The organism is Crassaminicella profunda (assembly GCF_019884785.1).
In the GTDB taxonomy this organism is placed as follows: domain Bacteria; phylum Bacillota; class Clostridia; order Peptostreptococcales; family Thermotaleaceae; genus Crassaminicella; species Crassaminicella profunda.
This window is the reverse complement of record NZ_CP082326.1, coordinates 1,981,247-2,005,280: the sequence shown is the minus strand read 5'-3', so window position 1 is coordinate 2,005,280 and position 24,034 is coordinate 1,981,247. Positions and strand designations below refer to the sequence as shown.

At 31.4% G+C, this 24,034-nt stretch carries 27 protein-coding genes; 24 read left to right on the top strand and 3 right to left on the bottom strand.

Translation table 11 applies throughout. From position 1 onward, the window contains the following. Window positions 1-8: 8 nt before the first annotated feature. The 11 genes from def to K7H06_RS09430 all read left to right on the top strand — a co-directional run bounded on the left by def (window position 9) and on the right by K7H06_RS09430 (window position 9,625). A complete protein-coding gene (gene def, locus K7H06_RS09480) occupies window positions 9-449 on the top strand; it encodes a peptide deformylase (protein WP_223039626.1) in 441 nt (146 codons plus the stop codon). 10 nt (window positions 450-459) lie between these two features. Next, the gene (fmt, locus tag K7H06_RS09475; RefSeq protein ID WP_223039625.1) at window positions 460-1,389 is read left to right on the top strand and encodes a methionyl-tRNA formyltransferase; all 930 of its coding nucleotides are present in this window, start codon (window positions 460-462) and stop codon (window positions 1,387-1,389) included. Window position 1,390: 1 nt separating this feature from the next. Next, window positions 1,391-2,161 carry a DUF116 domain-containing protein gene (locus K7H06_RS09470; protein ID WP_223039624.1) on the top strand — a complete coding sequence of 257 codons (771 nt, stop codon included), beginning with the start codon at window positions 1,391-1,393 and terminating at the stop codon, window positions 2,159-2,161. Between the two features lies 1 nt (window position 2,162). Continuing rightward, window positions 2,163-2,840, top strand: a complete 678-nt coding sequence (locus K7H06_RS09465; RefSeq protein ID WP_223039623.1) for a zinc metallopeptidase — start codon at window positions 2,163-2,165, stop codon at window positions 2,838-2,840. A 45-nt stretch (window positions 2,841-2,885) separates the two neighbouring features. Next, window positions 2,886-4,226, top strand: a complete 1,341-nt coding sequence (rsmB, locus tag K7H06_RS09460; protein WP_223039622.1) for a 16S rRNA (cytosine(967)-C(5))-methyltransferase RsmB — start codon at window positions 2,886-2,888, stop codon at window positions 4,224-4,226. A gap of 91 nt (window positions 4,227-4,317) precedes the next feature. Further along, window positions 4,318-5,049, top strand: coding sequence for a Stp1/IreP family PP2C-type Ser/Thr phosphatase (locus tag K7H06_RS09455; protein ID WP_223039621.1), 732 nt, complete (start codon window positions 4,318-4,320; stop codon window positions 5,047-5,049). Window positions 5,050-5,074: 25 nt separating this feature from the next. Next, window positions 5,075-7,009 (top strand): Stk1 family PASTA domain-containing Ser/Thr kinase, encoded by a 1,935-nt coding sequence (gene pknB / locus K7H06_RS09450; RefSeq protein ID WP_223039620.1) that lies wholly within the window; start codon window positions 5,075-5,077, stop codon window positions 7,007-7,009. Beyond that, the gene (gene rsgA, locus K7H06_RS09445; RefSeq protein ID WP_223039619.1) at window positions 7,002-7,874 is read left to right on the top strand and encodes a ribosome small subunit-dependent GTPase A; all 873 of its coding nucleotides are present in this window, start codon (window positions 7,002-7,004) and stop codon (window positions 7,872-7,874) included. The genes pknB and rsgA overlap by 8 nt, the downstream gene beginning before the upstream one ends. A 2-nt stretch (window positions 7,875-7,876) precedes the next feature. Next, window positions 7,877-8,533, top strand: coding sequence for a ribulose-phosphate 3-epimerase (rpe, locus tag K7H06_RS09440; protein ID WP_223039618.1), 657 nt, complete (start codon window positions 7,877-7,879; stop codon window positions 8,531-8,533). Window positions 8,534-8,546: 13 nt separating this feature from the next. Further along, window positions 8,547-9,182, top strand: a complete 636-nt coding sequence (locus K7H06_RS09435; RefSeq protein WP_223039617.1) for a thiamine diphosphokinase — start codon at window positions 8,547-8,549, stop codon at window positions 9,180-9,182. A 263-nt stretch (window positions 9,183-9,445) separates the two neighbouring features. Beyond that, window positions 9,446-9,625: a hypothetical protein gene (locus tag K7H06_RS09430; RefSeq protein WP_223039616.1), complete on the top strand. Its 180-nt coding sequence runs from the start codon at window positions 9,446-9,448 to the stop codon at window positions 9,623-9,625. A 46-nt stretch (window positions 9,626-9,671) separates the two neighbouring features. On the opposite strand, the gene rpmB is transcribed toward K7H06_RS09430, so the two are convergent. After that, the gene (rpmB, locus tag K7H06_RS09425) at window positions 9,672-9,863 is read right to left on the bottom strand and encodes a 50S ribosomal protein L28 (RefSeq protein ID WP_223039615.1); all 192 of its coding nucleotides are present in this window, start codon (window positions 9,861-9,863) and stop codon (window positions 9,672-9,674) included. Between the two features lie 338 nt (window positions 9,864-10,201). On the opposite strand from rpmB, the gene K7H06_RS09420 reads away from it, so the two are divergent. The 7 genes from K7H06_RS09420 to K7H06_RS09390 all read left to right on the top strand — a co-directional run bounded on the left by K7H06_RS09420 (window position 10,202) and on the right by K7H06_RS09390 (window position 16,384). Beyond that, window positions 10,202-10,558, top strand: coding sequence for an Asp23/Gls24 family envelope stress response protein (locus tag K7H06_RS09420; protein WP_223039614.1), 357 nt, complete (start codon window positions 10,202-10,204; stop codon window positions 10,556-10,558). Between the two features lie 56 nt (window positions 10,559-10,614). Then, window positions 10,615-12,189: a DAK2 domain-containing protein gene (locus K7H06_RS09415; protein ID WP_223039989.1), complete on the top strand. Its 1,575-nt coding sequence runs from the start codon at window positions 10,615-10,617 to the stop codon at window positions 12,187-12,189. 45 nt (window positions 12,190-12,234) lie between these two features. Continuing rightward, the gene (gene recG / locus K7H06_RS09410) at window positions 12,235-14,295 is read left to right on the top strand and encodes an ATP-dependent DNA helicase RecG (protein ID WP_223039613.1); all 2,061 of its coding nucleotides are present in this window, start codon (window positions 12,235-12,237) and stop codon (window positions 14,293-14,295) included. Between the two features lie 106 nt (window positions 14,296-14,401). Further along, window positions 14,402-14,605 (top strand): alpha/beta-type small acid-soluble spore protein, encoded by a 204-nt coding sequence (locus K7H06_RS09405; protein ID WP_223039612.1) that lies wholly within the window; start codon window positions 14,402-14,404, stop codon window positions 14,603-14,605. 275 nt (window positions 14,606-14,880) lie between these two features. Continuing rightward, window positions 14,881-15,435, top strand: a complete 555-nt coding sequence (gene rsmD, locus K7H06_RS09400) for a 16S rRNA (guanine(966)-N(2))-methyltransferase RsmD (RefSeq protein WP_223039611.1) — start codon at window positions 14,881-14,883, stop codon at window positions 15,433-15,435. A 2-nt stretch (window positions 15,436-15,437) separates the two neighbouring features. Next, window positions 15,438-15,914: a pantetheine-phosphate adenylyltransferase gene (gene coaD / locus K7H06_RS09395; RefSeq protein WP_223039610.1), complete on the top strand. Its 477-nt coding sequence runs from the start codon at window positions 15,438-15,440 to the stop codon at window positions 15,912-15,914. 20 nt (window positions 15,915-15,934) lie between these two features. Beyond that, a complete protein-coding gene (locus K7H06_RS09390; protein ID WP_223039609.1) occupies window positions 15,935-16,384 on the top strand; it encodes an ATPase in 450 nt (149 codons plus the stop codon). Between the two features lie 6 nt (window positions 16,385-16,390). Here K7H06_RS09390 and ylbJ read toward each other — a convergent pair whose 3' ends face one another. Both ylbJ and K7H06_RS09380 read right to left on the bottom strand, forming a co-directional pair. After that, window positions 16,391-17,683 carry a sporulation integral membrane protein YlbJ gene (gene ylbJ, locus K7H06_RS09385; protein ID WP_223039608.1) on the bottom strand — a complete coding sequence of 431 codons (1,293 nt, stop codon included), beginning with the start codon at window positions 17,681-17,683 and terminating at the stop codon, window positions 16,391-16,393. Between the two features lie 77 nt (window positions 17,684-17,760). Next, window positions 17,761-19,008: a nucleotidyltransferase gene (locus K7H06_RS09380; RefSeq protein WP_223039607.1), complete on the bottom strand. Its 1,248-nt coding sequence runs from the start codon at window positions 19,006-19,008 to the stop codon at window positions 17,761-17,763. A gap of 270 nt (window positions 19,009-19,278) precedes the next feature. Here K7H06_RS09380 and K7H06_RS09375 point away from each other — a divergent pair, with 270 nt between their 5' ends. The 6 genes from K7H06_RS09375 (at window position 19,279) to K7H06_RS09350 (ending at window position 24,029) form a co-directional block, all read left to right on the top strand. Next, window positions 19,279-20,472: an acetate/propionate family kinase gene (locus K7H06_RS09375; RefSeq protein ID WP_223039606.1), complete on the top strand. Its 1,194-nt coding sequence runs from the start codon at window positions 19,279-19,281 to the stop codon at window positions 20,470-20,472. A 129-nt stretch (window positions 20,473-20,601) separates the two neighbouring features. Further along, window positions 20,602-21,102 carry a YceD family protein gene (locus K7H06_RS09370; RefSeq protein WP_223039605.1) on the top strand — a complete coding sequence of 167 codons (501 nt, stop codon included), beginning with the start codon at window positions 20,602-20,604 and terminating at the stop codon, window positions 21,100-21,102. A gap of 18 nt (window positions 21,103-21,120) precedes the next feature. Next, window positions 21,121-21,300, top strand: coding sequence for a 50S ribosomal protein L32 (gene rpmF, locus K7H06_RS09365; protein ID WP_223039604.1), 180 nt, complete (start codon window positions 21,121-21,123; stop codon window positions 21,298-21,300). A gap of 148 nt (window positions 21,301-21,448) precedes the next feature. After that, the gene (fapR, locus tag K7H06_RS09360; protein WP_223039603.1) at window positions 21,449-22,015 is read left to right on the top strand and encodes a transcription factor FapR; all 567 of its coding nucleotides are present in this window, start codon (window positions 21,449-21,451) and stop codon (window positions 22,013-22,015) included. A gap of 12 nt (window positions 22,016-22,027) precedes the next feature. After that, a complete protein-coding gene (plsX, locus tag K7H06_RS09355) occupies window positions 22,028-23,041 on the top strand; it encodes a phosphate acyltransferase PlsX (RefSeq protein WP_223039602.1) in 1,014 nt (337 codons plus the stop codon). Continuing rightward, window positions 23,031-24,029, top strand: coding sequence for a beta-ketoacyl-ACP synthase III (locus tag K7H06_RS09350; protein WP_223039601.1), 999 nt, complete (start codon window positions 23,031-23,033; stop codon window positions 24,027-24,029). The genes plsX and K7H06_RS09350 overlap by 11 nt, the downstream gene beginning before the upstream one ends. Window positions 24,030-24,034 lie beyond the last annotated feature (5 nt).

Below are 24,034 nucleotides of genomic sequence, written 5' to 3'. Positions count from 1 at the left end.
GAAGAACTATGGCTATTAGAAACGTTGTAAAGGATGGAGATCCTGTGTTAAGAAAAAGATCTAGGGCTATTGAGAAAGTTGATGAAAGAATACAAACCCTTATAGATGATATGGTAGAAACAATGTATGATGCAGATGGCGTAGGTCTTGCAGCACCCCAAGTAGGTATTCTAAAAAGAATTATTGTGATAGATACAGGGGAAGGATTGATTGAGATGATTAATCCTGAAATTTTGGAAGAAAAAGGAGAACAGATAGATCCAGAAGGCTGTTTAAGTGTTCCAGGGGTTACTGGAGATGTAAAAAGGCCTAAATGGGTAAGAGTAAGAGGGTTAAATAGAGATGGAAAAGAGATAGAAATAGAAGGTAAAGATCTTTTGGCAAGAGCATTTTGTCATGAAATAGATCATCTAGAAGGTATATTATTTACAGATAAAGTAATTAAGTAGGAGGTTACATATGAAGATCGTATTTATGGGAACGCCAGATTTTGCAGTTCCTTGTTTAACAGAAATTATAGAAAATGGACATGAAGTAGTAGCTGTTGTAACACAACCAGATAGACCTAAAGGAAGAGGAAAAAAATTAACGCCTCCACCAGTGAAGATTAAAGCAATGGAATATAATATAGATGTTTTGCAACCTGAAAAAATTAAAGAAGAAAGTGCTGTTAAAGAAATAGAAAAATTAGCTCCAGATTGCATTGTAGTAGTTGCATTTGGTCAAATCTTACCAAAGAGGGTATTAGATATTCCCCCTCTTGGATGTATTAACGTTCATGCGTCACTTCTTCCTAAATATAGAGGAGCAGCTCCTATTAACTGGGCCATTATTAATGGGGAAAAAGTATCAGGGGTTACGACTATGTATATGGAAGAAGGATTAGATACAGGAGATATGATCTTAAAAGCAGAAGTTTCTATAGACGAGAAAACAGCAGGGGAGCTTCATGATGAATTATCGTTAGAGGGTGCTAAGTTACTAGGAAAGACTCTAAAACTTATTGAAGAAAATAAAGCACCCAGAGAAAAACAAGAAGATGCAAAGAGTTCTTATGCGTCTATGATGGATAGAAATACAGGGAAAATAGATTGGAAAAATACAGCACAATCTATTTGTAATTTAATACGTGGTGTAAATCCATGGCCAACGGCGGTTACTACTTATAAAGAAAATAAATTTAAGATTTGGAAAGCTAAAGTGATCCATGAAAATGCTAGTGATACCCCAGGGAAAATCATAAAGGTGAATAAGGAAGGCATGTTTGTATGTACGGGAGAAGGCATATTAGTTTTAGAAGAAATACAATTTCCAAATAGTAAGAGAATGAGTGTAGATGCTTATTTAAGAGGTCATGATATAGAAAATAATGTGATTTTAGGTGAATAGCATGTTTGTAAACCCTATAAAAAAGAATAATATTCTTTTTATCAAAATGCTTTTTCTTTTGGTTTTTCTATTTGTTTTTATTGCATTTTTATCATTGTATTTAGTTGAATCTAGTAATATTGTATTATACAAGATTGTTTTGAATATAATATTAATAGGAGCTACTTTCATAAGCTGTTTTATTTTTATTAATCTCATGATGATTGTAAAATTGTTGAATGGTAAGAAGGTTTCGTCATTTTCAAGAAGATGGCTACAGTTTTCTTTAAGGTATATTTATATCAATATTATTAATCTTGCTCAACTACTCAGGTTAGATAAAAGTAAGATAAGAAGTGCTTTTTCTGAATTAAATAATCAGTTGATATTGTTATCTAATATTCATGTGAAATCTGAGGAAATACTCATATTACTTCCACATTGTCTTCAAAAGAGTAGTTGTCCTCATAAAATAACAAGTAATATAGACAATTGTAAAAGATGTGGATTATGTGATATAGATCAATTAATTGCATTAAAGGAAAAATATCATACAAAATTATTTGTTGCTACAGGAGGAACACTTGCAAGAAAGATTATTAAAGAAACGAAACCAAAGGCCATTATTGCAGTAGCTTGTGAAAGAGATTTAAGCAGTGGCATTATGGATGTAAAAAGGTTACCTGTTATGGGGATCTTAAATGAAAGACCAGAAGGACCTTGTGTGAATACACGGGTAAATTTAAAAGATGTTGAAAAAACCATTCAGTATTTTATAGGCGAGGGGGAATAATATGTTTTATTCACCTGGTATGATTCTTTTAATTCCTGCAATTATTTTAGCCATGTATGCCCAAACGAAAGTTAGATCAACATTTAATAAGTATTTAAATATTCAAAATGCAAGAGGCTATACGGGAGCACAAGTAGCTAGAATGATTTTAGATAGAAATGGGATGCCTCATGTGCCTGTTGAACATATAGGGGGGCATTTATCAGATCATTATGATCCTAGAAGAAAAGTTTTAAGACTTTCTTCAAAGGTTTATAATGAAAGTTCTATTGCTTCAATCAGTGTAGCTGCACATGAAGCAGGTCATGCTATTCAAGATGATGTTGGATATATTCCGCTAACCTTGAGAAATATGATCGCACCTATAGCAAGCTTTGGTTCACAGGCAGTATGGTTATTAGTTTTTGCAGGATTCATATTAGGAATAGGATCCTTAATAGATATTGGAATCGTGTTTTATTTAGCAGCTGTAATTTTTCAAGTAATTACTTTACCTGTTGAGTTTAATGCAAGTAGTAGAGCCATAGAACAGTTACAAATGAATGGTGTTATTACAAGTAATGAAATAAGTTCTTCAAAGAAGGTTTTAAATGCAGCTGCACTTACGTATGTAGCAGCAATGGCTGTTTCTATTGCTCAACTATTAAGATTGATGCTACTAAGAAATAGAAGACACTAAAAAATGCACCCAAGTAGGGTGCATTCATTTATATAGGAGGAAATTATGAAAAATAATGCTAGAAAATATGTTTTAGATATATTGGTAGACATAGAAAAGAATAATGCATTTTCAAATATTGCAATCAATAGAGCCTTAAAGGGAAAAGATATTCCCAATCTAGATAGAAGATTTATATCTGAACTGGTATATGGTGTTTTAGAAAATAAGATATATTTAGATTTTATCATTGGAACCTTTTCAAAAATGAAAATGAAAAAAATAAATGTAAAAGTTTTAAATATTCTTAGGATGGGATTATATCAAATTATATATCTTGATAAAATACCAGAATTTGCAGCTGTTGATGAAAGTGTAAAATTAGTAAAGAAAGTTGATTATAGATCTTCTGGTTTTGTAAATGGCATATTAAGAAGTTTTTTAAGAAATAAGAAGGATATAAAAGTACCAACTATGAAAGAGGATAAGATCAAACATCTTTCTATTACTTATTCCCATCCTGAATGGTTAGTAGAAAAGTGGATGAAAGAATTTGGACAAGATTTTACAATCAATTTATTAAAAGCCAATAATGAAACGCCTAAGCTTTCCGTTCGAACAAATACATTAAAGGTTACAAAGGAAGAGTTAATCGAAAGCTTTATCAAAGAAGATGTGAAAGTTTTTCCAGATACTTTTGTAAAAGAGGCTATACATATTAGTCATTTAGGAAATATTGAAAATATGGAAATTTATCAGAAAGGATTTTTTCAAATCCAAGATGAAAGTTCTATGCTAGTTGCTCATGTACTTGCTCCAAAACCAGGGGAATTTGTTATAGATGTATGTGCGGCTCCAGGAGGAAAAACCACACATATTGCTCAACTGATGAAAAATAATGGAAAAATATTAGCGAGAGATATATATAATCATAAACTAAAATTGATAAATGATAACGCCAAAAGATTAGGAATTGGTATGATCAAAACAGAAGTTTTTGATGCGAAAGAGTTGGATGAGTCTCTTTTAGGCAAAGCAGATAAAGTTCTTGTTGATGCACCCTGTTCAGGACTGGGAATCATAAGAAGAAAACCAGAATTGAAATATAATAAAAAACCACAAGATATAGAAGAAATTTCAAAGTTGCAGTTAGAAATATTAAAAAATGCTAGTAAATACGTAAAAAAAGATGGTGTTTTAGTGTATAGTACATGTACAATAGAAAAAGAAGAAAATATGGATATTATAAAAAAATTCATAAAAGAGCATAATGATTTTGAAATGGTAGATGTAAATGATACGTTGCCATCTAACTTAAAATCAGAAGAAAAATTTTTACAATTATATCCCAATACATATAAAACAGATGGTTTTTTTATATGTAAATTAAGAAGAAACAATGGATAAGAACATCAACAATTGGTAATGAATGTGATATAATAGGGTTTGTATAAAAAATATTGTCAAAATCAATTGGTTTGATTGGTGAGGTGATTGGATGGAAATTGGAGCCTATTCTCATATTGGTAAGGTCAGGGAAATAAATGAGGATGCCTATTACATAGCAAATGGAAACTTAAATTTATTTATTGTTGCTGATGGTATGGGAGGACATAATGCTGGAGAGGTTGCTAGTAATGTGGCGATTCAGTCTATAAAAGATTTTATGGAGGATCATACAAGTGAGTTTTTTGATGAAGATGAAAAAACTGTTTGTGAAATTTTAAAGAGGGCAACTTTAGAAGCAAATCATAATATATTTCAAAGATCTAAAAGAGAAATTGAATGTCATGGTATGGGAACTACCTTAACGGTGGTGCTTTTATTATCAAAGTTATATATTGCACACGTTGGAGATAGTAGAGCCTATTTAATGCGCAAAAATAAATTATCACAAATTACTGAGGATCATTCTTTAGTAGCAGAGCTTTTAAAAAATGGAAGCATTACTGAAAATGAAGCAAGGATTCATCCTCAGAGGAATATGATTACACGTGCTCTAGGGACTGAAGAGGATATTATGATTGATGTGTTTACTTTAGATTTACAGGATGATGATGTGATTTTATTATGTACAGATGGATTATCCAATTTGATAGAGGTAGAAGAAATTAAAAATGTATTAGTAGATGCTAATAATATGCAAAAGGCTTGTGAACATTTGGTATCGTTAGCCAATGAAAGAGGCGGACATGACAATATTACGGTTGTGGCAATAAAGAATAGATAAGGATAAATAGAATCGAGGTGAAAATATGATAGGAAAAATATTAGGAAATCGATATGAAATTATTGAAAAAATCGGTGGAGGTGGGATGGCTTTAGTATATAAGGCTAAATGTAAACTTTTAAACCGATTTGTTGCTGTAAAAATATTGAGGCCTGAATTTACAAGTGATGAAGAATTTATTCATTCTTTTAGAAAGGAGTCTCAAGCTGCTGCAAGTCTTTCTCATCCAAACATTGTGAATATCTATGATGTGGGAAATGATGAAAATGATATATATTATATTGTGATGGAATTAGTAAAGGGAAAAACCTTAAAGCAATTTATCAAAGAAAGAGGACCCCTTAATCCAGATAAAATCATAAATATTGCAAAACAAATTGCATTAGCACTGCAACATGCCCATAACAATCATATTGTTCATAGGGATATAAAGCCTCATAATATATTGATTACTGATGATGGAAGAGTAAAGGTTACAGATTTTGGGATTGCTAGGGCTGTTACATCTTCAACTGTTACCAATACAGGAAATGTAATTGGTTCAGTACATTATTTTTCTCCTGAACAAGCTAGGGGTGGGTATATTGATGAAAAATCTGATTTATATTCCCTTGGAATTGTTCTTTATGAAATGGCAACAGGAAAAGTTCCTTTTGAAGGGGAAAGTCCTATTTCTATTGCATTAAAGCATATTAAAGAAGATATAACACCTCCTTCTTTGATCAATCCACAAATTCCTCAAGCTCTAGAAGATATTATTATAAAGGCAACTCAAAAAGATCAGACTAAAAGATACAATAGTACGAAAGAGATTTGTGAAGATTTGGAACAAGCATTAAAACAGCCAGCAGGAAGTTTTGTAAGATTTGAAGAGGATGATGATAGTCCAACACAGGTTATTCCTGCTATAAAAGATGAGGAATTAGACATGGATGATGATTATGAAAGTTCAAAGAGAAAAAAAGGTAATCGTAGAATTGTTTTAAGCGCAATTGTAACAGCATTTATTTTAGCACTTCTTTTTACAGGAGCTGTGTTCTATTTAAAAGATAAGTTTTTTATTCCACCAAAACAGGTTCCAAAGTTAGTAGGTATATCCTTTGAAGTAGCACAAAAGAACTTAGAAAATCTTGGATTCAAGGCGGTAAAAACAGGTGAAAAGAATAGCGATGAGTATGAAAAGGGGTACGTAATTGGACAAGAACCAGCTGCTGGTGAAACTCGTAAAGCTGGATATACAGTAAAATTAACTGTTAGTAAAGGACCAGAATTAGTAGAGGTACCTAGTTTTAAAAATAAAAATATTAACGAGATTAGTTATATGTTAGATAATGCGGATCTTGAAGAAGGGATAGTAAAATATGATTATAATTCCTTACCTGTAGGGATCATTATTAGTCAAAGTCCAACGGCTGGTGAAAAAGTAGGCAAGAATACAGATGTAAATTTTGTTGTGAGTCAAGGGCCAGAGATAAAAATGATTTTAATGCCAAACCTAGTAGGTGAGAAAATTGATAAGGCTAAGAGTACCCTTCAGACTTCAGGATTAAAATGGAAAATTGAAGAGCGGTTTGACGAAAAAATTGAGAAAGATTTAGTTATTTCACAAAGCTTTAAGGCTGGAAGTGAAGTAGAAGAGAATAGGACGATCAACTTAGTTGTTAGTAAAGGTCCAGAAGAAGTAACTCAACCTTCTGAAGAAGATGAATTACAAATGAAGACTGTTTCTTTTCCATTGTTCTATAATGAAGCAAAACAAGAAGATTTTGTATTAAAGATTATAAAAATTCAAAATGGAATTTCAACAGATGTTTATAGTGAAACACAACATAAATCAGATAGTGGGAAAAGAATAACCATAAAAGGTAGAGATAAGGCTACTATCGAAATTTACTTTGATAATGAGCTGATAACAAGAAGGCAAATAGACTTTGAAACGGGGAAGATATCTGATGATTAGTGGCATTATTACAAAAGGAATTGGAGGATTTTATTACGTTAAATCACAGGATACTGTATATGAATGCCGTGCTAGAGGAAAATTTAGAAAACAAAAAGTAACACCTTTAGTGGGGGATCGGGTAAAAATTTCAGTTAATAAAGCTTCTAATCAAGGAATGGTGGAAGAAATAATCCATCGGGATATGGAATTTATTCGACCGCCAGTTGCCAATGTAAATCAAGCAATTATTGTTTTTGCAGCAAAAAAACCTGATCCTCATTTGATGCTTTTAGATAGATTTTTGGCTATGGCAGAAAATGAAGATGTTGATGTGGTTGTTTGTTTTAATAAAATGGATCTAGATGAAGAATATGTGATAAAATTAAAAAATCTTTATAGTGCTGCAGGATATCCAGTAATTAGTACAAGCGTAAAATTAGGAATGGGTATTGATGGTTTTAAAGAAATATTAAAAGATAAAATAACTGTTTTTGCAGGACCATCAGGAGTAGGAAAATCTTCTCTGTTAAATGCAACACAACCAAACCTTTCTTTAAAGACTGGAGAAATTAGTGAAAAGAATAAAAGGGGAAAGCATACAACAAGACATGTGGAGCTACTAGAATTAGATTTTGGAGGATGGGTATTAGATACACCAGGTTTTAGCTCTTTAAATTTGGACTTTATCGAAGAAGATGAATTACAGTATTTATTTAGAGAATTTACCCCTCTTATTGGTAAATGTAAATTTACAGGATGTAAACATGTAAATGAACCTAAATGTGCCGTAAAGGATGCTGTAGAAGAAAATAATATTAGTAGATCTAGATATGAAAGCTATATTCAATTATTGAAAGAGATCAATCAAAAGAGGAGGTACTAATCATGGTAAAAATAGCACCATCTATATTATCAGCAAATTTTGGAAGTTTATTAGAAGATATAAAAAAGGTAGAAGACGGAGGTGCGGATTTATTGCATATAGATGTAATGGATGGACATTTTGTTCCTAATATCACAATAGGACCGTTAATTCTTAACAGTATTAAAGGTAAAACAAAGCTTTCATTCGATGTGCATCTAATGATCGAAAATCCTGATCAATATATACCTGAATTCGTAAAACATGGAGCAGATATCATCACTGTTCATGTGGAAGCTTGTCCACATCTTCATCGAACGATCCAAAATATCAAAAGTCATGGTGTAAAAGCAGCTGTATCTTTAAATCCTGCTACATCCCTTCATACAATTGAGCATATATTAGAAGATATTGATATGGTTTTATTAATGTCTGTAAATCCTGGATTTGGAGGACAAAAATTTATCCCTTCTGTATTGGAGAAGATCAAGACTTTAAGAAAAATGATTGATGAAAAAGGGTTAAATGTGGACATTGAGATTGATGGAGGGGTTAAATTAGATAATGCTTATGATATAGTGAAAGCAGGAGCTAATATATTGGTTGCTGGTTCTGCAATTTTTAATGCAGAGAATATAGAGGAAACAATAAAAATCTTTAAAGAAAAAACTGCACTTTAGGTGGAATGATTTTATGAAATGCGTAATTATAGCTAATGGAGACATTAATCATTATGAAGGGGCTATACCCTTGATAGAAGAATGTAATTGTATTATATGTGCAGATGGAGGGGCTAGACATTTATTTAAGATGAATATATTGCCTCATATGATTGTAGGAGATTTAGATTCAATTGATGAAGATACGAAAGAATATTTTGAAAAGGAAAATATTGCTCTATATAAATTTCCTAAAAAGAAAGATTATACAGATATGGAGTTGGCTATAGAGTATGCACTTAAAAAAGGTGCTACGGAAATTGTATTCTTAGGGGCTATAGGCAGTAGAATGGATCATACTATTGCTAATATCACTTTATTGAGGCCTTTAGCAGAAAAGGGAATCAAAGCAAAAATAATGAATGAACATAATGAAATAATGGTTATAGAGAATTCTTTGGAAATAGAAGGAGAAATAGGAGATACTTTATCTATTATTCCTTTGAGTGAAGAAGTTGTAGGAGTGACACTAAAGGGGCTTGAATATCCATTAGAGGATGCAACTATACCAATGGGTTCATCTATTGGGATAAGTAATAGATTTATGAGTACAAAAGCAAAAATAAACATTAAAAAAGGAAAGCTATTAGTAATAAAGGCTCGAGATTAAACCCATTTTAAATGGGTTTTTTTTGTATCAATTTTCATAAAAATGAATAAGATATAATAATTAGATTTAAAGATCAACTGACGGGGTGATTTTTTGAGGAAAAAGCCATGTATTAAAAAGGTATTAGGCGTCTTATTGGCTTTAGGAGGAGCAATTATTCTTATAGAATTTATACCCTTATGGATATGGTATTGTATATTAGGAGGTTTAGGGATTGTATTTGTATTATTATTATTCAAAATCATTTGAAAGGGGGAATGGTTTTGAGAAGGAGAAGATGTTGTCCTATTTGGAGAAGACTCAATAAAGCTTGCATTGGAATCATTCTTTTGATGATTGGTGTGCTTATTATTGCTATTAAAATTTTACCTGTTAGTGTATGGCTCATTATAGTAGGAATCATGATGATTTATATAGGATATAAATTATTTTGTAGTTATTGACAAAAAACATAAATAAAGCCTACCTCAAGAGGTAGGCTTTAAAAAGCTATATAGCTCTTTCAACCTTGTTAGAACGTAGGCATCTAGTACATACACTGATTCTTTTTGGAGAACCATCAACAATAGCTTTAACTTTTTTTATGTTTGCACCCCAAACTCTTCTTGAATGACGATTAGAGTGACTTACATTATTACCAGAAATTCTACCTTTTCCACATACATCACATGCTTTTGACATATATAACACCTCCTTCGAGTGAGTATACCACTAATTGCAAACATTAACATTTTACCATATCTTTAGTCTTTTTTGCAACAATTATGTAAAAACAATATAAAATAATTTAATTTGTTGTGATCATTAAAGCTTGATAGCATTGGAAATACTGTATTAATATTTTTTTTATAAAAGATGGAATCGTATAAAGTAAGCAATTTCAATATGAAAAATCAACGAATATAATGAGTTGATTGAATAAAAGGCTATATAAGTTGAATCATCTTATAAATTCATATAAAATATAGTATAGTTAAAATATATACAAATTTATAAAGTATATCAAAGGGAGGATAAAAATGGGGGCTACATTGAGTAACAAACTAGGAAATATTTTTATAGATCATGAGGTTTTAGCATCTATTGCAGGGGTAGCAGCAATGGAATGTTATGGGTTAGTAGGTATGGCAAAAAAATCAAAGGCTAGTGGCATAGTAGAGTTATTAAAACGTGAAAATCAAAATAAAGGTGTAAAAGTTTCTTCAGAGAATGATGAAATTATTATAGATCTTTTTGTTGTTGTAGGATTTGGAACAAGAATATCTACAGTTGCCCAAAATATTATTGATAAAGTAAAATATAATATAGAAACGATTACAGGATTAAAAGTAAAACAAGTAAATATTAATATACAAGGGGTTAGAGTTGAAAAGTAATTGAAGGAGGAAATGTTTTGAAAATTAAAACCATAGATGGATTATTACTAAAAAAAATGTTTGTTCAAGGAGCAAGCGTTCTTGATGGGAATAAAAGTACAGTAGATGCATTAAATGTTTTTCCTGTGCCAGATGGAGATACAGGAACAAATATGTCCCTTACAATGAATGGGGCTGCAAAAGAAGTAAAAGAAGTAAGGATAAATACAATTGACTATATTGTAGAGGCTATAGCTAATGGGTCATTAATGGGAGCAAGAGGGAATTCAGGAGTGATTTTATCCCAATTATTTAGAGGGTTTGCTAAAGTTTGTAAAGGAAAAGAAGTATTAACTATTGTTGATTTAGCAGATGCTTTTAAAAGTGCTTCTGATACGGCATATAAGGCGGTTATGAAGCCAATAGAAGGTACCATATTGACAGTTGCAAGAGTTATTGGTGAAAAAGCTATAGAGCTATCAAAGGAAGAAATGTATATTGATGAATTTCTATATCAATTGATAGAATATGGGGAACAAGTTTTAAATAAGACTCCTGAAATGTTGGCTGTTTTAAAAGAAGCTGGAGTTGTTGATGCAGGAGGAAAAGGTTTAATTTTTATTTTTAATGGATTTTATGAAGCCATAACAGGGAAAGAAGTGATTATTGAAGAACCAACTATAGTTGATCTTGAAAAAGTAGAGGGGGAGGATATAAAGGATATTACCTTTGGTTATTGTACGGAGTTTATTATTAAAGGGGATCATGTAAACATTGAGAAATTTAAAGAAAAAATTGGTGGTTATGGAGATTGTATGTTAGTAGTAGGAGATGAAACTTTAGTTAAAGTACATATTCATACAAATCATCCAGGGATAGTTTTAGAGGAAGGATTAAAGTTAGGAGAACTTACTCGTCTAAAAATTGATAATATGAGACAGCAACATGAAAACAAGGTTTTTGAAGATGTTAATGAAGAGAATAATACAGAAATAAAAGAATTCGGAATGATTGCTGTCACAATGGGAGAAGGTCTAACAGATATATTTAAGGATTTAAATGTAGACGAAATTATTACAGGTGGACAAACTATGAATCCTAGTACAGAAGACATTAAAAATGCTATAGATCGTATAAATGCGAAACATATCTTTGTTCTTCCTAATAATGGAAATATCATATTAGCTGCAAATCAAGCAAAGGAGCTAAGCCATAAAGATATTACTGTTATTCCAACAAAAACAGTACCACAAGGAATTACAGCCATATTAGCTTATAATGAAGATTTGAATATAGAAGAGAATACAGAGGTTATGACAGAAGCATTCCAAAATGTGAAAACAGGGCAAATTACTTATTCTGTAAGAGATACACAATTTAATGATATTACAATTAAAGAAGGAGACATATTAGGAATTGCAGACGGAAAAATCACTGTAGTAGGTAGTAATATTGAGGACGAAGCATATAAGCTCCTAGAAGGAATGGTTACGGAAGATGATGAAATTGTAACTATTTTTTATGGAGAAGATCGTACGGAGGATCAAGCCCAAGCACTTGCTGAAAGAATTGAAAAAATATATGAAGATATTGATGTTGAAGTTTATTATGGAGGACAGCCTCTTTATTATTACATATTCTCTATTGAATAGGAAATGACTATAGTCATTTCCTATTCTTCTTAGGAGGTTGATGAAATGAATGATTTAAAAAAATCTGTTCAATTTATGAAAGGTGTAGGACCAAAAAAGTCAAAATATCTAGAAAAAATAGGGATTTACAGTATAGAGGATGTATTGTATGCTTTTCCAAGACAATATGAAGATAGAAGTAAGATGAAAAATGTTATGGATGCTAAAAATGACGAACAAATTACTATAAAGGTTGTTGTAGGGGGAAGTATAGAAGAAAAATCTATTCGAAAAGGATTGAAAATTTATAAAGTTCCGGTAAAAGATCATACTGCAACAGCTTATGCAGTCTTTTATAATTCTCCTTTTATCAAAAATGTATTAAAAAGAGGAGATATTATTTATTTACATGGAAAAGTAAAACGGGGATTTGGGCAGATACAAATATTACATCCAACTTATGAGCATGTAGATGAAAGGGGAAAAACCATAAATAGAATTGTTCCTATTTATGGTCTTACCCATGGACTTACACAAAAAGATATACAAAATTTAAGTATGAATGTATTTAATTTATATGAAAAGACAATCAATGAATATCTTCCTAAGGATACCATAAAAAGAAATAGACTATGCCATATACAATATGCTCTTCGTAATATTCATTTTCCAAGTTCGGTAAAGGCTTTGAAAATTGCAAAGTTCAGATTGATTTTTGAAGAATTATTGATTCTACAGACTGGTTTATGGTTAATTAAGAATAAATTTAATCATAATAAAGAAGGTATTGTTTTTAAGGAAACACCTCAAGTAGATCAATTGTTAAATTCACTACCCTTTCAGTTAACAAATGCTCAATCAAAGGTTTTAAAAGAAATAGAAAAGGATATGGAAAGTGGAAAAGTAATGAATCGTCTTGTGCAAGGGGATGTAGGATCAGGAAAAACAATTATTGCACTGATTTCCCTATATAAGGCCTTTTTAAATGGATATCAGGGCGTTTTGATGGCTCCTACAGAAATATTAGCAGAACAGCATCTTTACGCAGCAAAAGAGCTATTAGAGCCATTAGGTGTGAACGTGGAGTTGCTATCTGGAAGCATTAAAAAAAAGCGAAAAGAAGAAATATTAAAATCATTAGAAATTGGAGAAATCAACATTATTATAGGAACCCATGCTTTGATTCAAGAAAATGTATATTTTTATAAGCTGGGTCTTGTGATTACAGATGAGCAACATCGATTTGGGGTGAGGCAAAGACGTATATTATCAAGTAAAGGGCTAAATCCTGATGTGCTTGTTATGACGGCTACTCCAATTCCTAGAACTCTTGCTCTAATTCTTTATGGGGATTTAGATATATCCATTATAGATGAATTACCTCCAGGAAGAAAAAAAATAAAGACTTATTGTGTAGATGAAAAGAAAAGAAGTAAAATTTATGATTTTGCCAAAGGTGAAATTGAATCAGGACGACAAGTATATATTGTAGCACCACTGGTTGAGGAATCTGAAAATATTGAGGCAAAATCTGCTCAAGAATTATATATGGAACTAAAAGCAACTTATTTAAAAGATTTTACAATAGGATTATTACATGGAAAGATGAAAGGGCAAGAAAAAGAAGAAATCATGGATGGTTTTAAAAAAGGAGAAATACAAGTTCTTGTATCTACTACAGTAATAGAAGTAGGAGTGAATGTGCCCAATGCATCTGTTATGATTATTGAAAATAGTGAAAGATTTGGATTAGCACAATTGCATCAATTAAGAGGAAGAGTAGGTAGAGGAGAGTATCAATCCTATTGTGTTTTAGTTAATTATAGTAAAAATCCTTTGTCAAAAGAACGAATGAAGATTATGGAAGAAACCAATAATGGATTTATTATTGCTGAAAAAGATTTAGAACTAAGAGGACCTGGTGAATTTTTTGGGACAAGACAGCATGGGCTGCCGGAACTAAAAATAGCGAATTTATTTAAACATATGAAAATATTAAAACAAGTTCAAAATGAAGCTAAAGTCCTAATGAATGAAGATCAAACCTTATCATTAGAAAAAAATTTAATTTTAAAAAATAAAATTATTGATCAGTTTGGTAAGAATATAGAACAAATTAATTTATGATCCATTAACGTTTTCCATTCTGTTACACAGTAGTTAAAATATACTAGATATAATTTGCTTCAGATTGGTTAAATTAATAGTACAGAGGAAAAAGGAGGTGAAAACAGTGGCAAACAATAATACAAAAGTAGTTCCTGAAGCAAAAGCTGCATTAAGTCAAATGAAATATGAAATCGCTAACGAATTAGGCCTTAACAATTACCAAGGAATGGACAAAGGTAATTTAACAGCTAGACAAAATGGTTATGTAGGTGGATACATGACTAAGAGATTAGTTGAAATGGCTGAACAACAAATGTCTGGGAAGTAAAAATAGATTGATATATAAATAATAAAGAAGAGATAAATTTATCTCTTCTTTATTATTTATAGAAAATAAAATAAAAAAATACTGGTGAGAATCACCAGTATCAGGAGAGGAGAAATGAAGGAAGAGCTCTAAGGGGAATTTTGTTTTTATGTGCTTACATATAATATGCCTAAGAAGAAAGATTATTATACATATGAGTTTTAAAATCTTATAAGATAATTGTTTGTCATTTACTTATATGCTAAAATATACTTATTGAAAGGAGAGAAGGATGCGTGAGAGTAATTGCAGGTATATCAAAGGGTATGAGACTAAAATCTCCAAAAGGTCTAGAGACGAGGCCGACTACTGATAGAGTAAAAGAATCTATTTTTAGTATGATTAACCCATATATAATAGATAGCGTGGTTTTAGATCTTTTTTCAGGTACTGGAAGTCTTGGTATTGAAGCATTAAGTAGAGGGGCAGAAAAGGCATATTTTGTAGATTGTAATAAAAATAGTATAAAAGTGATAAAGGAAAATATAGCATATACAAGACTTGAAGAAAAAAGTACTGTTCTTTTTTGCGATGCACATAGAGCCATAAAAGAATTAGCTTTAGGAACTAATAAAATAGATATTATTTTTATGGATCCACCTTATCTGAAAGGATTAATAATACCTTCTATTGATGCAATAGAAAAAGAAGAAATATTAAATAAAGAAGGTATTATTCTTGTTGAACATGATCTAAAAGATTCTTTACCAGAATATATAGGAAAATTTATGAAAAGAAAAGAAAAAAAATATGGCAATACATTAATAACTATTTACGCAAAGGAGGCATAACAATGAAAACAGCAGTATGCCCTGGAAGCTTTGATCCAGTTACCAATGGACACTTAGATATCATCAAGAGAACTTCAAAGTTGGTAGATAAGGTGATTGTAGCAGTTCTTTATAATTCAGGAAAAAATGCACTTTTTACTGTTGAAGAAAGATTAGAATTATTAAGGAGTGTTACAAAGGACATACCTAATGTGGAGATAGATTGTTTTTCAGGATTATTAGTTGATTATGTAAAAGAAAAAAATATTGATGTAATTGTAAAAGGCTTAAGAGCCGTATCAGATTTTGAATATGAGTTACAAATGGCTTTGACAAATAAGAAACTTAATCCTGAAGTTGAGACCATGTTTATGATGACTAGTGGTGAGTATTCATATCTTAGCTCAAGTATTGTAAAAGAGGTATTCAAATTTGATGGATGTATAGATGGATTAGTTCCTGAGATAGTCAAAAAGGCATTGCATAATAAATTTAAATAAGGTAAAAGGGGAGGATATTAATGAATGCATTGCGTCTGTTGGATGAGTTAGAAGATATTATTGAAAGTAGCTCTTCTATACCATTTGCGGGTAAGACCTTTGTAGATAAAGAAGAAATTCTTGATATTATTAAAGAGATAAGGATTCAGTTGCCAGATGAAGTGAAGCAAGCACAATGGATAAAGGAAGAAAGACAAAGAATACTTATAGAAGCTCAAAGGGAAGCTGATTCAGTCATGGAAGATGCAAAGGTACATATTGAAGAAATGGTAGAAAAAGATGAAATTACTAAAATGGCACATAAAAGAGCAGAAGAGATTGTATCTCAGGCGCAAATCAATGCAAAAGAAATTCGGCTTGGAGCTAGACAATATACGGATGAATTATTAGGCGGCCTAGAAAAAAATCTTGGAAAAATGATAGAAACCATAAAAGACAATAGAAATGAATTAAAAGGAATGAAGGGTTAAATCCCTTCATTTTTTATGAAAAGAAAATAGGTATGTTATTTTATAAAGAATTTGAAGGATCATTGCAAGGATCATAATTAAGATGGTTATGCTTAGGAATAGTTCTGATGACAATAAAATTTTTGAAGTCCAAGTAGGATGGATTACCTCTTTAGAGTATTGCAAAAAAGCAGGCGTATCTATATGCTTAAAAATAGTATTAGTAAAAGGGACTACAAGGAGAATAAAGATACCGGAAAATAGAGCATGTAAAAATTTTGAAAAAATATAGATGCTAGCACTTAAGTCGGTTTTACTGATTAAATTAGCTACTTGAGCATGAATAGAAAAGCCACTCCAAGAAATGAGCATTGTAGCGAATACAGCTTGTTTTATAAAAGAAATTCCATCTATTTCAGATAGTAGTTTACAGCCTATTGTCATTTCAAAAACTCCACTTATAATTGCTGCACATGCATTTTTGTCCAGTTGAAAAAAGAATAAAAAATTCTGAAGATAATAGGATAGAGTCTTGATGAATCCCATTAGGGTTAAAAGTCGAATAATTACTGAAAAAAGAATAATAAAACCGCCAACGGTAAGAAGTGTTTCTACAGCGTTTTTTACAGCAGTTCCTAATAATGCACCAAAAGTTTTTTCACTATTTTGGATAGAATGAAACAATTCTTTAAAAGCTCGTTTAATATAACCATTTTTTGTTTTGTGAGGAATTTGAGGATTGTTTCTAAATTTGTAGAATCTAAAGAGAATCCCTACCATAAGGGCACCTAAGTAATGAGCTAATGCAATAGTCGTTCCTAATTGAGCATTATGAAACATACCAATAGCAACGGCACCAATCATAAATAGTGGACCTGATGTGCTGCAAAACGATAGGAGTCGTTGGGCTTCTGTTTTTGAAAAGGCTCTTTTGCTTCTAAGGTCAGTAATTAATTTGGCACCTATTGGGTATCCGGATGTAATACTCATAGCCAATATAAAAGAGCCTTCTCCAGGGACATTAAAAATGGGTCTAATGATGGGTTCTAGTAGTATGCCAATAAAATTTACTACACCTAAGCCAATAAGCATTTCAGCTCCAACGAAAAATGGAAGGAGTGCGGGAAAAACAATGTTAAACCATGTATCAACTCCTAATTTTGCTGAGCTAAAGGCTGCCTCTGGATATTTTATGATATGAATGACTAAAAAACAAGTAACAAAGATGACAAAGATATGTTTGACATTAGAATAAATCGTTTTTTTTCTTAATCTATAAAATAGTAAAAACAAAATAAGCACAAAAATAAATAAAGTCATATTAGTCCCCCTGAAAAATAAATATATTCATATATATTATGAATATATAAAAAATAGTACCTAAATTAGATGAACTACTAAAGGGGATGATTAAGAAAATAAGGTTTGTTGTAATAGTCATATCCACCAATTCTATAATGTTCATTAGGATAAGCTAAACTGTAAATATCTGTTGCTAGAATATCGAAATTAAGCATTTCTTTAGCAAGAGAATGATCTAGTACTTGTTTATTAATGTTTGTTAATATAGGGATGCATGATGATTTTTTTAATCTTTTTAGTATTTCAGTTCCTTTTGATGAAAAAGCTAATATACGAGCATATTGTGAACCACCAGATGCATTAAACATGAGAATATGTTCCTTAGTAATTCCTAATAGAATATGGGCAAAGATTCTTTGAAGTCTCGTATAAGTATATCTTTTAGTTTTTAAATTTTGAAGTAGGCTTTGTAAATCTGTTGTTTTAACAGCAATTTCTTTTATTCTGTTCTCAAGACCTTCATTTACATCAAAAACTTTTTTTAGTTCGAGTTTTGACATTGTTCGAAGCTTGTAGAGAATGATTTTTTCAAAATTATGATAGTAAATAGGTGCAAAATCATTTTCTATGCTCTTTTTAAAGACGTGAAAGCTATTTTTAGGAATGACTCTTTTTAGCTTGTTAAGATCATAATTATTTTTAGATAGATAGCTTCTTATAGCTGTAGCACTGCAGATATTACTCAAAATATCAGTTGAACTGTAAGGAGCTTTAATTCTAGTTATTGTATGTGGATTCATTTTACTGTTACATTTTATTAAAGCTTTCATATATTCAATGCCAAGAATGTTATTAGGAGAATGAAGAATTTTTTCTAAGTTTTCATCAGAACAATATTTTCCCAATGCTTTTTCGCGAGCACGTGGAAAAGAGAGTCCTTCTGATAGAAATTCTTTTAAGTAATTTTTGTATAGGTTAGGTTCCTTTACTAAAATTTTTGCAATCTGTTTTAATTTAGAGATCTCACCAATTTCACTGCCAAAGCTAATATCATCAACAATCCCTAAATTATTTAATAGAGAGATCCCCCCATATGCAAAGAATTCTGCACTGTTGCAGGCATAAATTGTTGGGAGTTCTATGACCAGATCAATCCCTGCCCTTACAGCCATTTCAGCTCTTATCCATTTGTTTGTTAAAGCTGGTTCACCTCTTTGTAAAAAATTACCACTCATTAGGGCTATTGTGTGGGTTGCGTTTACCTTTTTTATAGATTCTTCAAGATGATATTTATGGCCATTATGAAATGGATTGTATTCTGTTATAAAACCAAGAACTTTCATGATAGTATCCTCCAAAAAATAATAAGTTTAATAATAATATTACTAAATTTGGCTAATAATATCAAAAAATAATGTAAATATTTATTTTTAGACTTGAAAAAATTTCATAGTACATTATAATAGAATTGGAAAAGAAGGAATTGTGTTAATATTACAAAAATAAATTTAGAAACTTTAGAAAAATCTAAATTTACTGCATTCAAAAAAGTTAACCTTGAAAACCTTTCAATGGAAAGCTTTTTGACTAAATATACTAAGGAGGACATTGAAATGAATGTATTAGTTGTTAACTGTGGTAGTTCATCACTAAAATATCAATTAATCAATATGAGTGATGAGAGTGTAATTGCAAAAGGATTAGTTGAAAGAATAGGGATAGAAGGTTCTGTTCTTAAACATGAAGTTCCAGGAATGGACAAAGTGGTTATAGAAAAAGCTATGCCTGACCATAAAGTAGCTATAGGATTAGTATTAGACGCTCTTGTAGATGAAAAGCATGGTGCAATTAAAGATATGAAAGAAATTTCTGCAGTAGGACATAGAGTTGTGCATGCAGGGGAAAAATTCAGTGATTCTGTAGTGATTAATGATGAAGTAATCACAGCATTAGAAGAATGTATTGAATTAGCACCATTACATAATCCTGCAAACCTTATGGGAATTGCAGCTTGTAAGGAATTAATGCCAAATACACCAATGGTAGCTGTGTTTGATACAGCTTTCCATCAAACAATGCCTAAAGCATCATACATATATCCACTACCATATGAGCTTTATGAAAAATATGGTGTTCGTAAGTATGGATTTCATGGAACAAGTCATAGATATGTTTCTCAAAGAGCAGCAGAATTTCTTGGTGAAAAATTAGAAGACTTAAAAGTTATTACATGCCATTTAGGAAATGGAGCAAGTCTTGCAGCTATTAAAGATGGAAAGTGTGTAGATACAAGTATGGGATTCACTCCACTTGAAGGTCTTGTAATGGGAACTAGATGTGGAGACATTGACCCTGCAATCGTTACTTTCGTTATGGAAAAAGAAAATTTAGATTTAGCAGGTATTAATAACTTAATGAACAAAAAATCTGGTGTATTAGGTATTTCTGGAGTAAGTAGTGACTTTAGAGATATCGAAGGTGCTGCGAAAGAAGGAAATGAAAGAGCAGCCCTTGCTATTGAAGCATTTGACCAACGTGTAAAAAAATATATTGGTTCTTATGCAGCAGAATTGGGTGGCGTAGATGTAATTATATTCACAGCAGGTTTAGGAGAAAATTCTATTTCGAATAGAGAAGAAATCTGTAAAGGATTAGAGTTTATGGGAGCTAAGCTAGATTCTGAGAAAAATAATGTAAGAGGAAAAGATGCAATCGTTAGTACAGATGACTCAAAAGTAAAAATTCTTGTTATTCCTACAAATGAAGAATTAATGATTGCAAAAGATACACAATCATTATTGAAGTAATCTAAAAAGGTAGGGCAGCCTACCTTTTTATTATTCTTTAGGAAATTAAGAACCTATCAAGTATTTTAGCTTGACAAATAGTTGCTCCATTTGTATAATTAATTCTGTTAATATGATGAGGTGAAACTTATGAAAATTAATTTAGCGGAATTAAAGGACGGATTGAAAAAAGAATTAGATTTAGAGATAGAAGAAAAAATTGAAACTCTAAGCTATTTTGGTGATAATATATCGTTGATTACTCCTGTTATTTTTAAGGGAAAAATATATAATGTGAATGGGGAATTATATATTGACGGTTTTGTTGAAAGTACAGGGGAATTTCAGTGTTATAGGTGCTTAAACAAGTTTCATCAAAAGATCATTGGTGAAGTTCATGAAAAACTCATGGAAGAGAATGCTTCAGAGGCTGAAATGGATGATTATTTTGTTTTAAAAAACGATGAAATTGAACTTTCAGAAATGATGGAGAATACTTTGATTTTAGCTCTTCCCATGAAAATAGTTTGTCATGAAGATTGTAAAGGATTATGTCCAGTCTGTGGGAAAAATCTTAATGAAGAGTTGTGTGATTGTCAAAAGGATGAGATTGACCCTAGACTTGCTAAATTAAAAGATTTGCTACAATAATTTAAGGAGGTGGAAAGTATGGCAGTACCTAAGCGTAAAACATCTAAAGCAAGAAGAGATAAAAGAAGAGCGTCAAATATAAAAATGACAAGCCCTAATATCGTTGAATGTCCACAATGTCATGAACCAAAATTACAACATAGAGTATGTAAAAAATGCGGTTTCTATAATGACAAAGAGGTAATGGAAGTTAAGTAATAAAAAATAGTAATGATGAATTCATCATTACTATTTTTTTTATTTATAGGAGAAAATACAAACAAGATAGTTGATTTATAGTATAAAATAATATATACTAAACGTTAGTATCAGGTACTAAATTCAAGTACTAAAAGAGGTGGAATGAATGCCTAAGAAAAGAATACCTAAAAAGATTAGACAGACAGAGTTATTAGAAAAAATTGAAAATGAACCCTTTGTTACAGATGAAGAATTAAGTGAGCATTTTCATGTTAGTATACAAACTATACGTTTAGATAGATTAGAATTAGGAATTCCAGAACTAAGACAGAGAATTAAGAAGGTTGCTCAGAAAAATTACTCAAAGGTAACCAGTTTAGGGGAAGCAGAAATAATTGGGGAATTGATTGATTTAAACCTTAATGAAAATGCTATTTCTATGCTTGAGACAACAGAAGAAATGGCATTCAAAAGAACCAGCGTTGTAAGAGGACATCATATTTTTTCAATGGCAGAATCTTTAGCCATGGCTGTTATTAATGCAAGAGTTGCATTAACAGGTGTTGCAAATATGAAATATAAAACCCCTGTTAAGGCTTTAGAAAAATTAATAGCAAAAGCGGAAGTAGCAAAAATTAGAGGAAATAAATATTTTGTTCATGTGAAAATTTATGTGAAACAAGAACAAGTTTTTAGAGGGAAGTTTATTCTTGTATCTATAGAGGAAGAATAAGAGGGGGATATTATGAGAATAGCTGTTGATGGAATGGGTGGAGATCATGCACCTAAAGAGATTATAAGAGGTTGTATTGAGGGAATTAATGAAATAGATGATATAGAGATTTTTTTAACAGGACAGAAAGATTTGATAGAAAAAGAATTGAAAAAATACCAATTTGATCATAATAGAATTCAAATTGTGCATACATCAGAAGTTATAACCAATGATGATAAGCCAGTAAAAGCTGTAAGAAAGAAGAAAGATTCATCTATGGTTGTTGGATTAAATTTATTGAAGGAAAGAAAAGTAGATGCCTTTATTTCAGCAGGAAATACAGGTGCATTACTTGCGGGAAGTTTATTTAGATTAGGAAGAATTAAAGGAATTGATAGACCAGCAATTGCCTCAGTATATCCTACAACAAAAGGAATTTCATTATTATTAGATGCAGGAGCTAATGCTGAATGCAAACCAAGAAATTTACTAGAATTTGGATTGATGGGTTCTTTATATGTAGAAAAGGTGTTAGAAAAGGAACATCCTTCTGTAGGGTTAGCAAATATTGGTATAGAAGAGGGGAAGGGGACACAGCTCATAAGAGAATCCTTTGAACTGTTCAAAAAAACAGACTTGAATTTTTGTGGAAATGCAGAAGTACGAGATCTTCCAAATGGTATTGTAGATGTGATTGTATGTGATGGTTTTGTAGGAAATGTAATTTTAAAGCTTACAGAGGGCGTTGCTATGACGATTATGTCTATGATGAAAGAAGTATTTACAAAAAATATGATGAATAAAATAGGAGCTATGCTCCTAAAAGGGTCTTTGAAAGAATTTAAGAAAAATCTTGATTATACTGAATATGGTGGAGCTCCTCTTTTAGGTGTAAATGGTGCTGTGATTAAAGCTCATGGGAGTTCCAATGCTAAAGCAATAAAAAATGCAATCAAACAAGCAAAAATTTTTGCAGAAAAAGAAGTTATTGAAGTAATAAATAGAGAAATACACAGAATAGGAGATGAAAATAATGGAGAATAAACTTAGATCAGTAGGAATATTAGGAACTGGAAGTTGTTTACCAGAAAAAGCACTTACAAATCATGATCTTGAAAAAATGGTGGATACGTCTCACGAATGGATTGTAAAAAGAACTGGAATTGAACAAAGATATGTTGCAGATGAAAATACTGCTACTTCCGACTTGGCTACAAAAGCAGCACTGCGGGCATTGGAAGATGCAAAGGTTTCAGCAGAAGAACTCGACTTGATCATTGTGGCTACTCTTACACCAGATATGGCGTTGCCTGCAACGGCATGTATTGTTCAAAAAAATATTGGGGCTAAGAATGCTGCAGCTTTTGATTTAGAAGCAGCTTGCTCAGGATTTTTATATGGTATGACAGTAGCACAACAATTTATTGCTACAGGTATGTATGAGAAGGTATTAGTAATTGGTGCTGAAACATTATCTAAAGTTCTAGATTGGACAGATAGGGGTACTTGTATATTATTTGGAGATGGAGCAGGAGCGGCAGTGTTAGGACCTACAGAAGAGGGGATGGGTATTCTTTCCGCCACTATGGGGGCAGATGGAGAAGGTGGAAAATTCTTATTTATGCCAGCCGGTGGATCAAGGATGCCAGCATCTGTTGAAACTGTGAAAGAGAGATTACATTATGTAAAAATGGATGGTAGTGAAGTGTTTAAATTTGCAGTTAGAATTATGGGGAAAGCTGCAAAAGAGGTTCTTGAAAAATCGGGTAACTCCGTTGAAGATATTGATTATCTTGTACCACATCAAGCAAATATAAGAATTATAAACTCTGCTGCTAAGAAATTAAAAATGGATATAGAAAAAGTTCATGTGAACTTAGATAAAGTGGCTAATACTTCAGCTGCATCCGTACCCATTGCATTAGATGAAGCAGCAAGAACGGGTAAAATTAAAAAAGGTGATTTAGTAGTAATGGTAGGCTTTGGTGGAGGTCTTACTTGGGGAGCAAATGTAGTTAGATGGAATAAGTAGGCTGA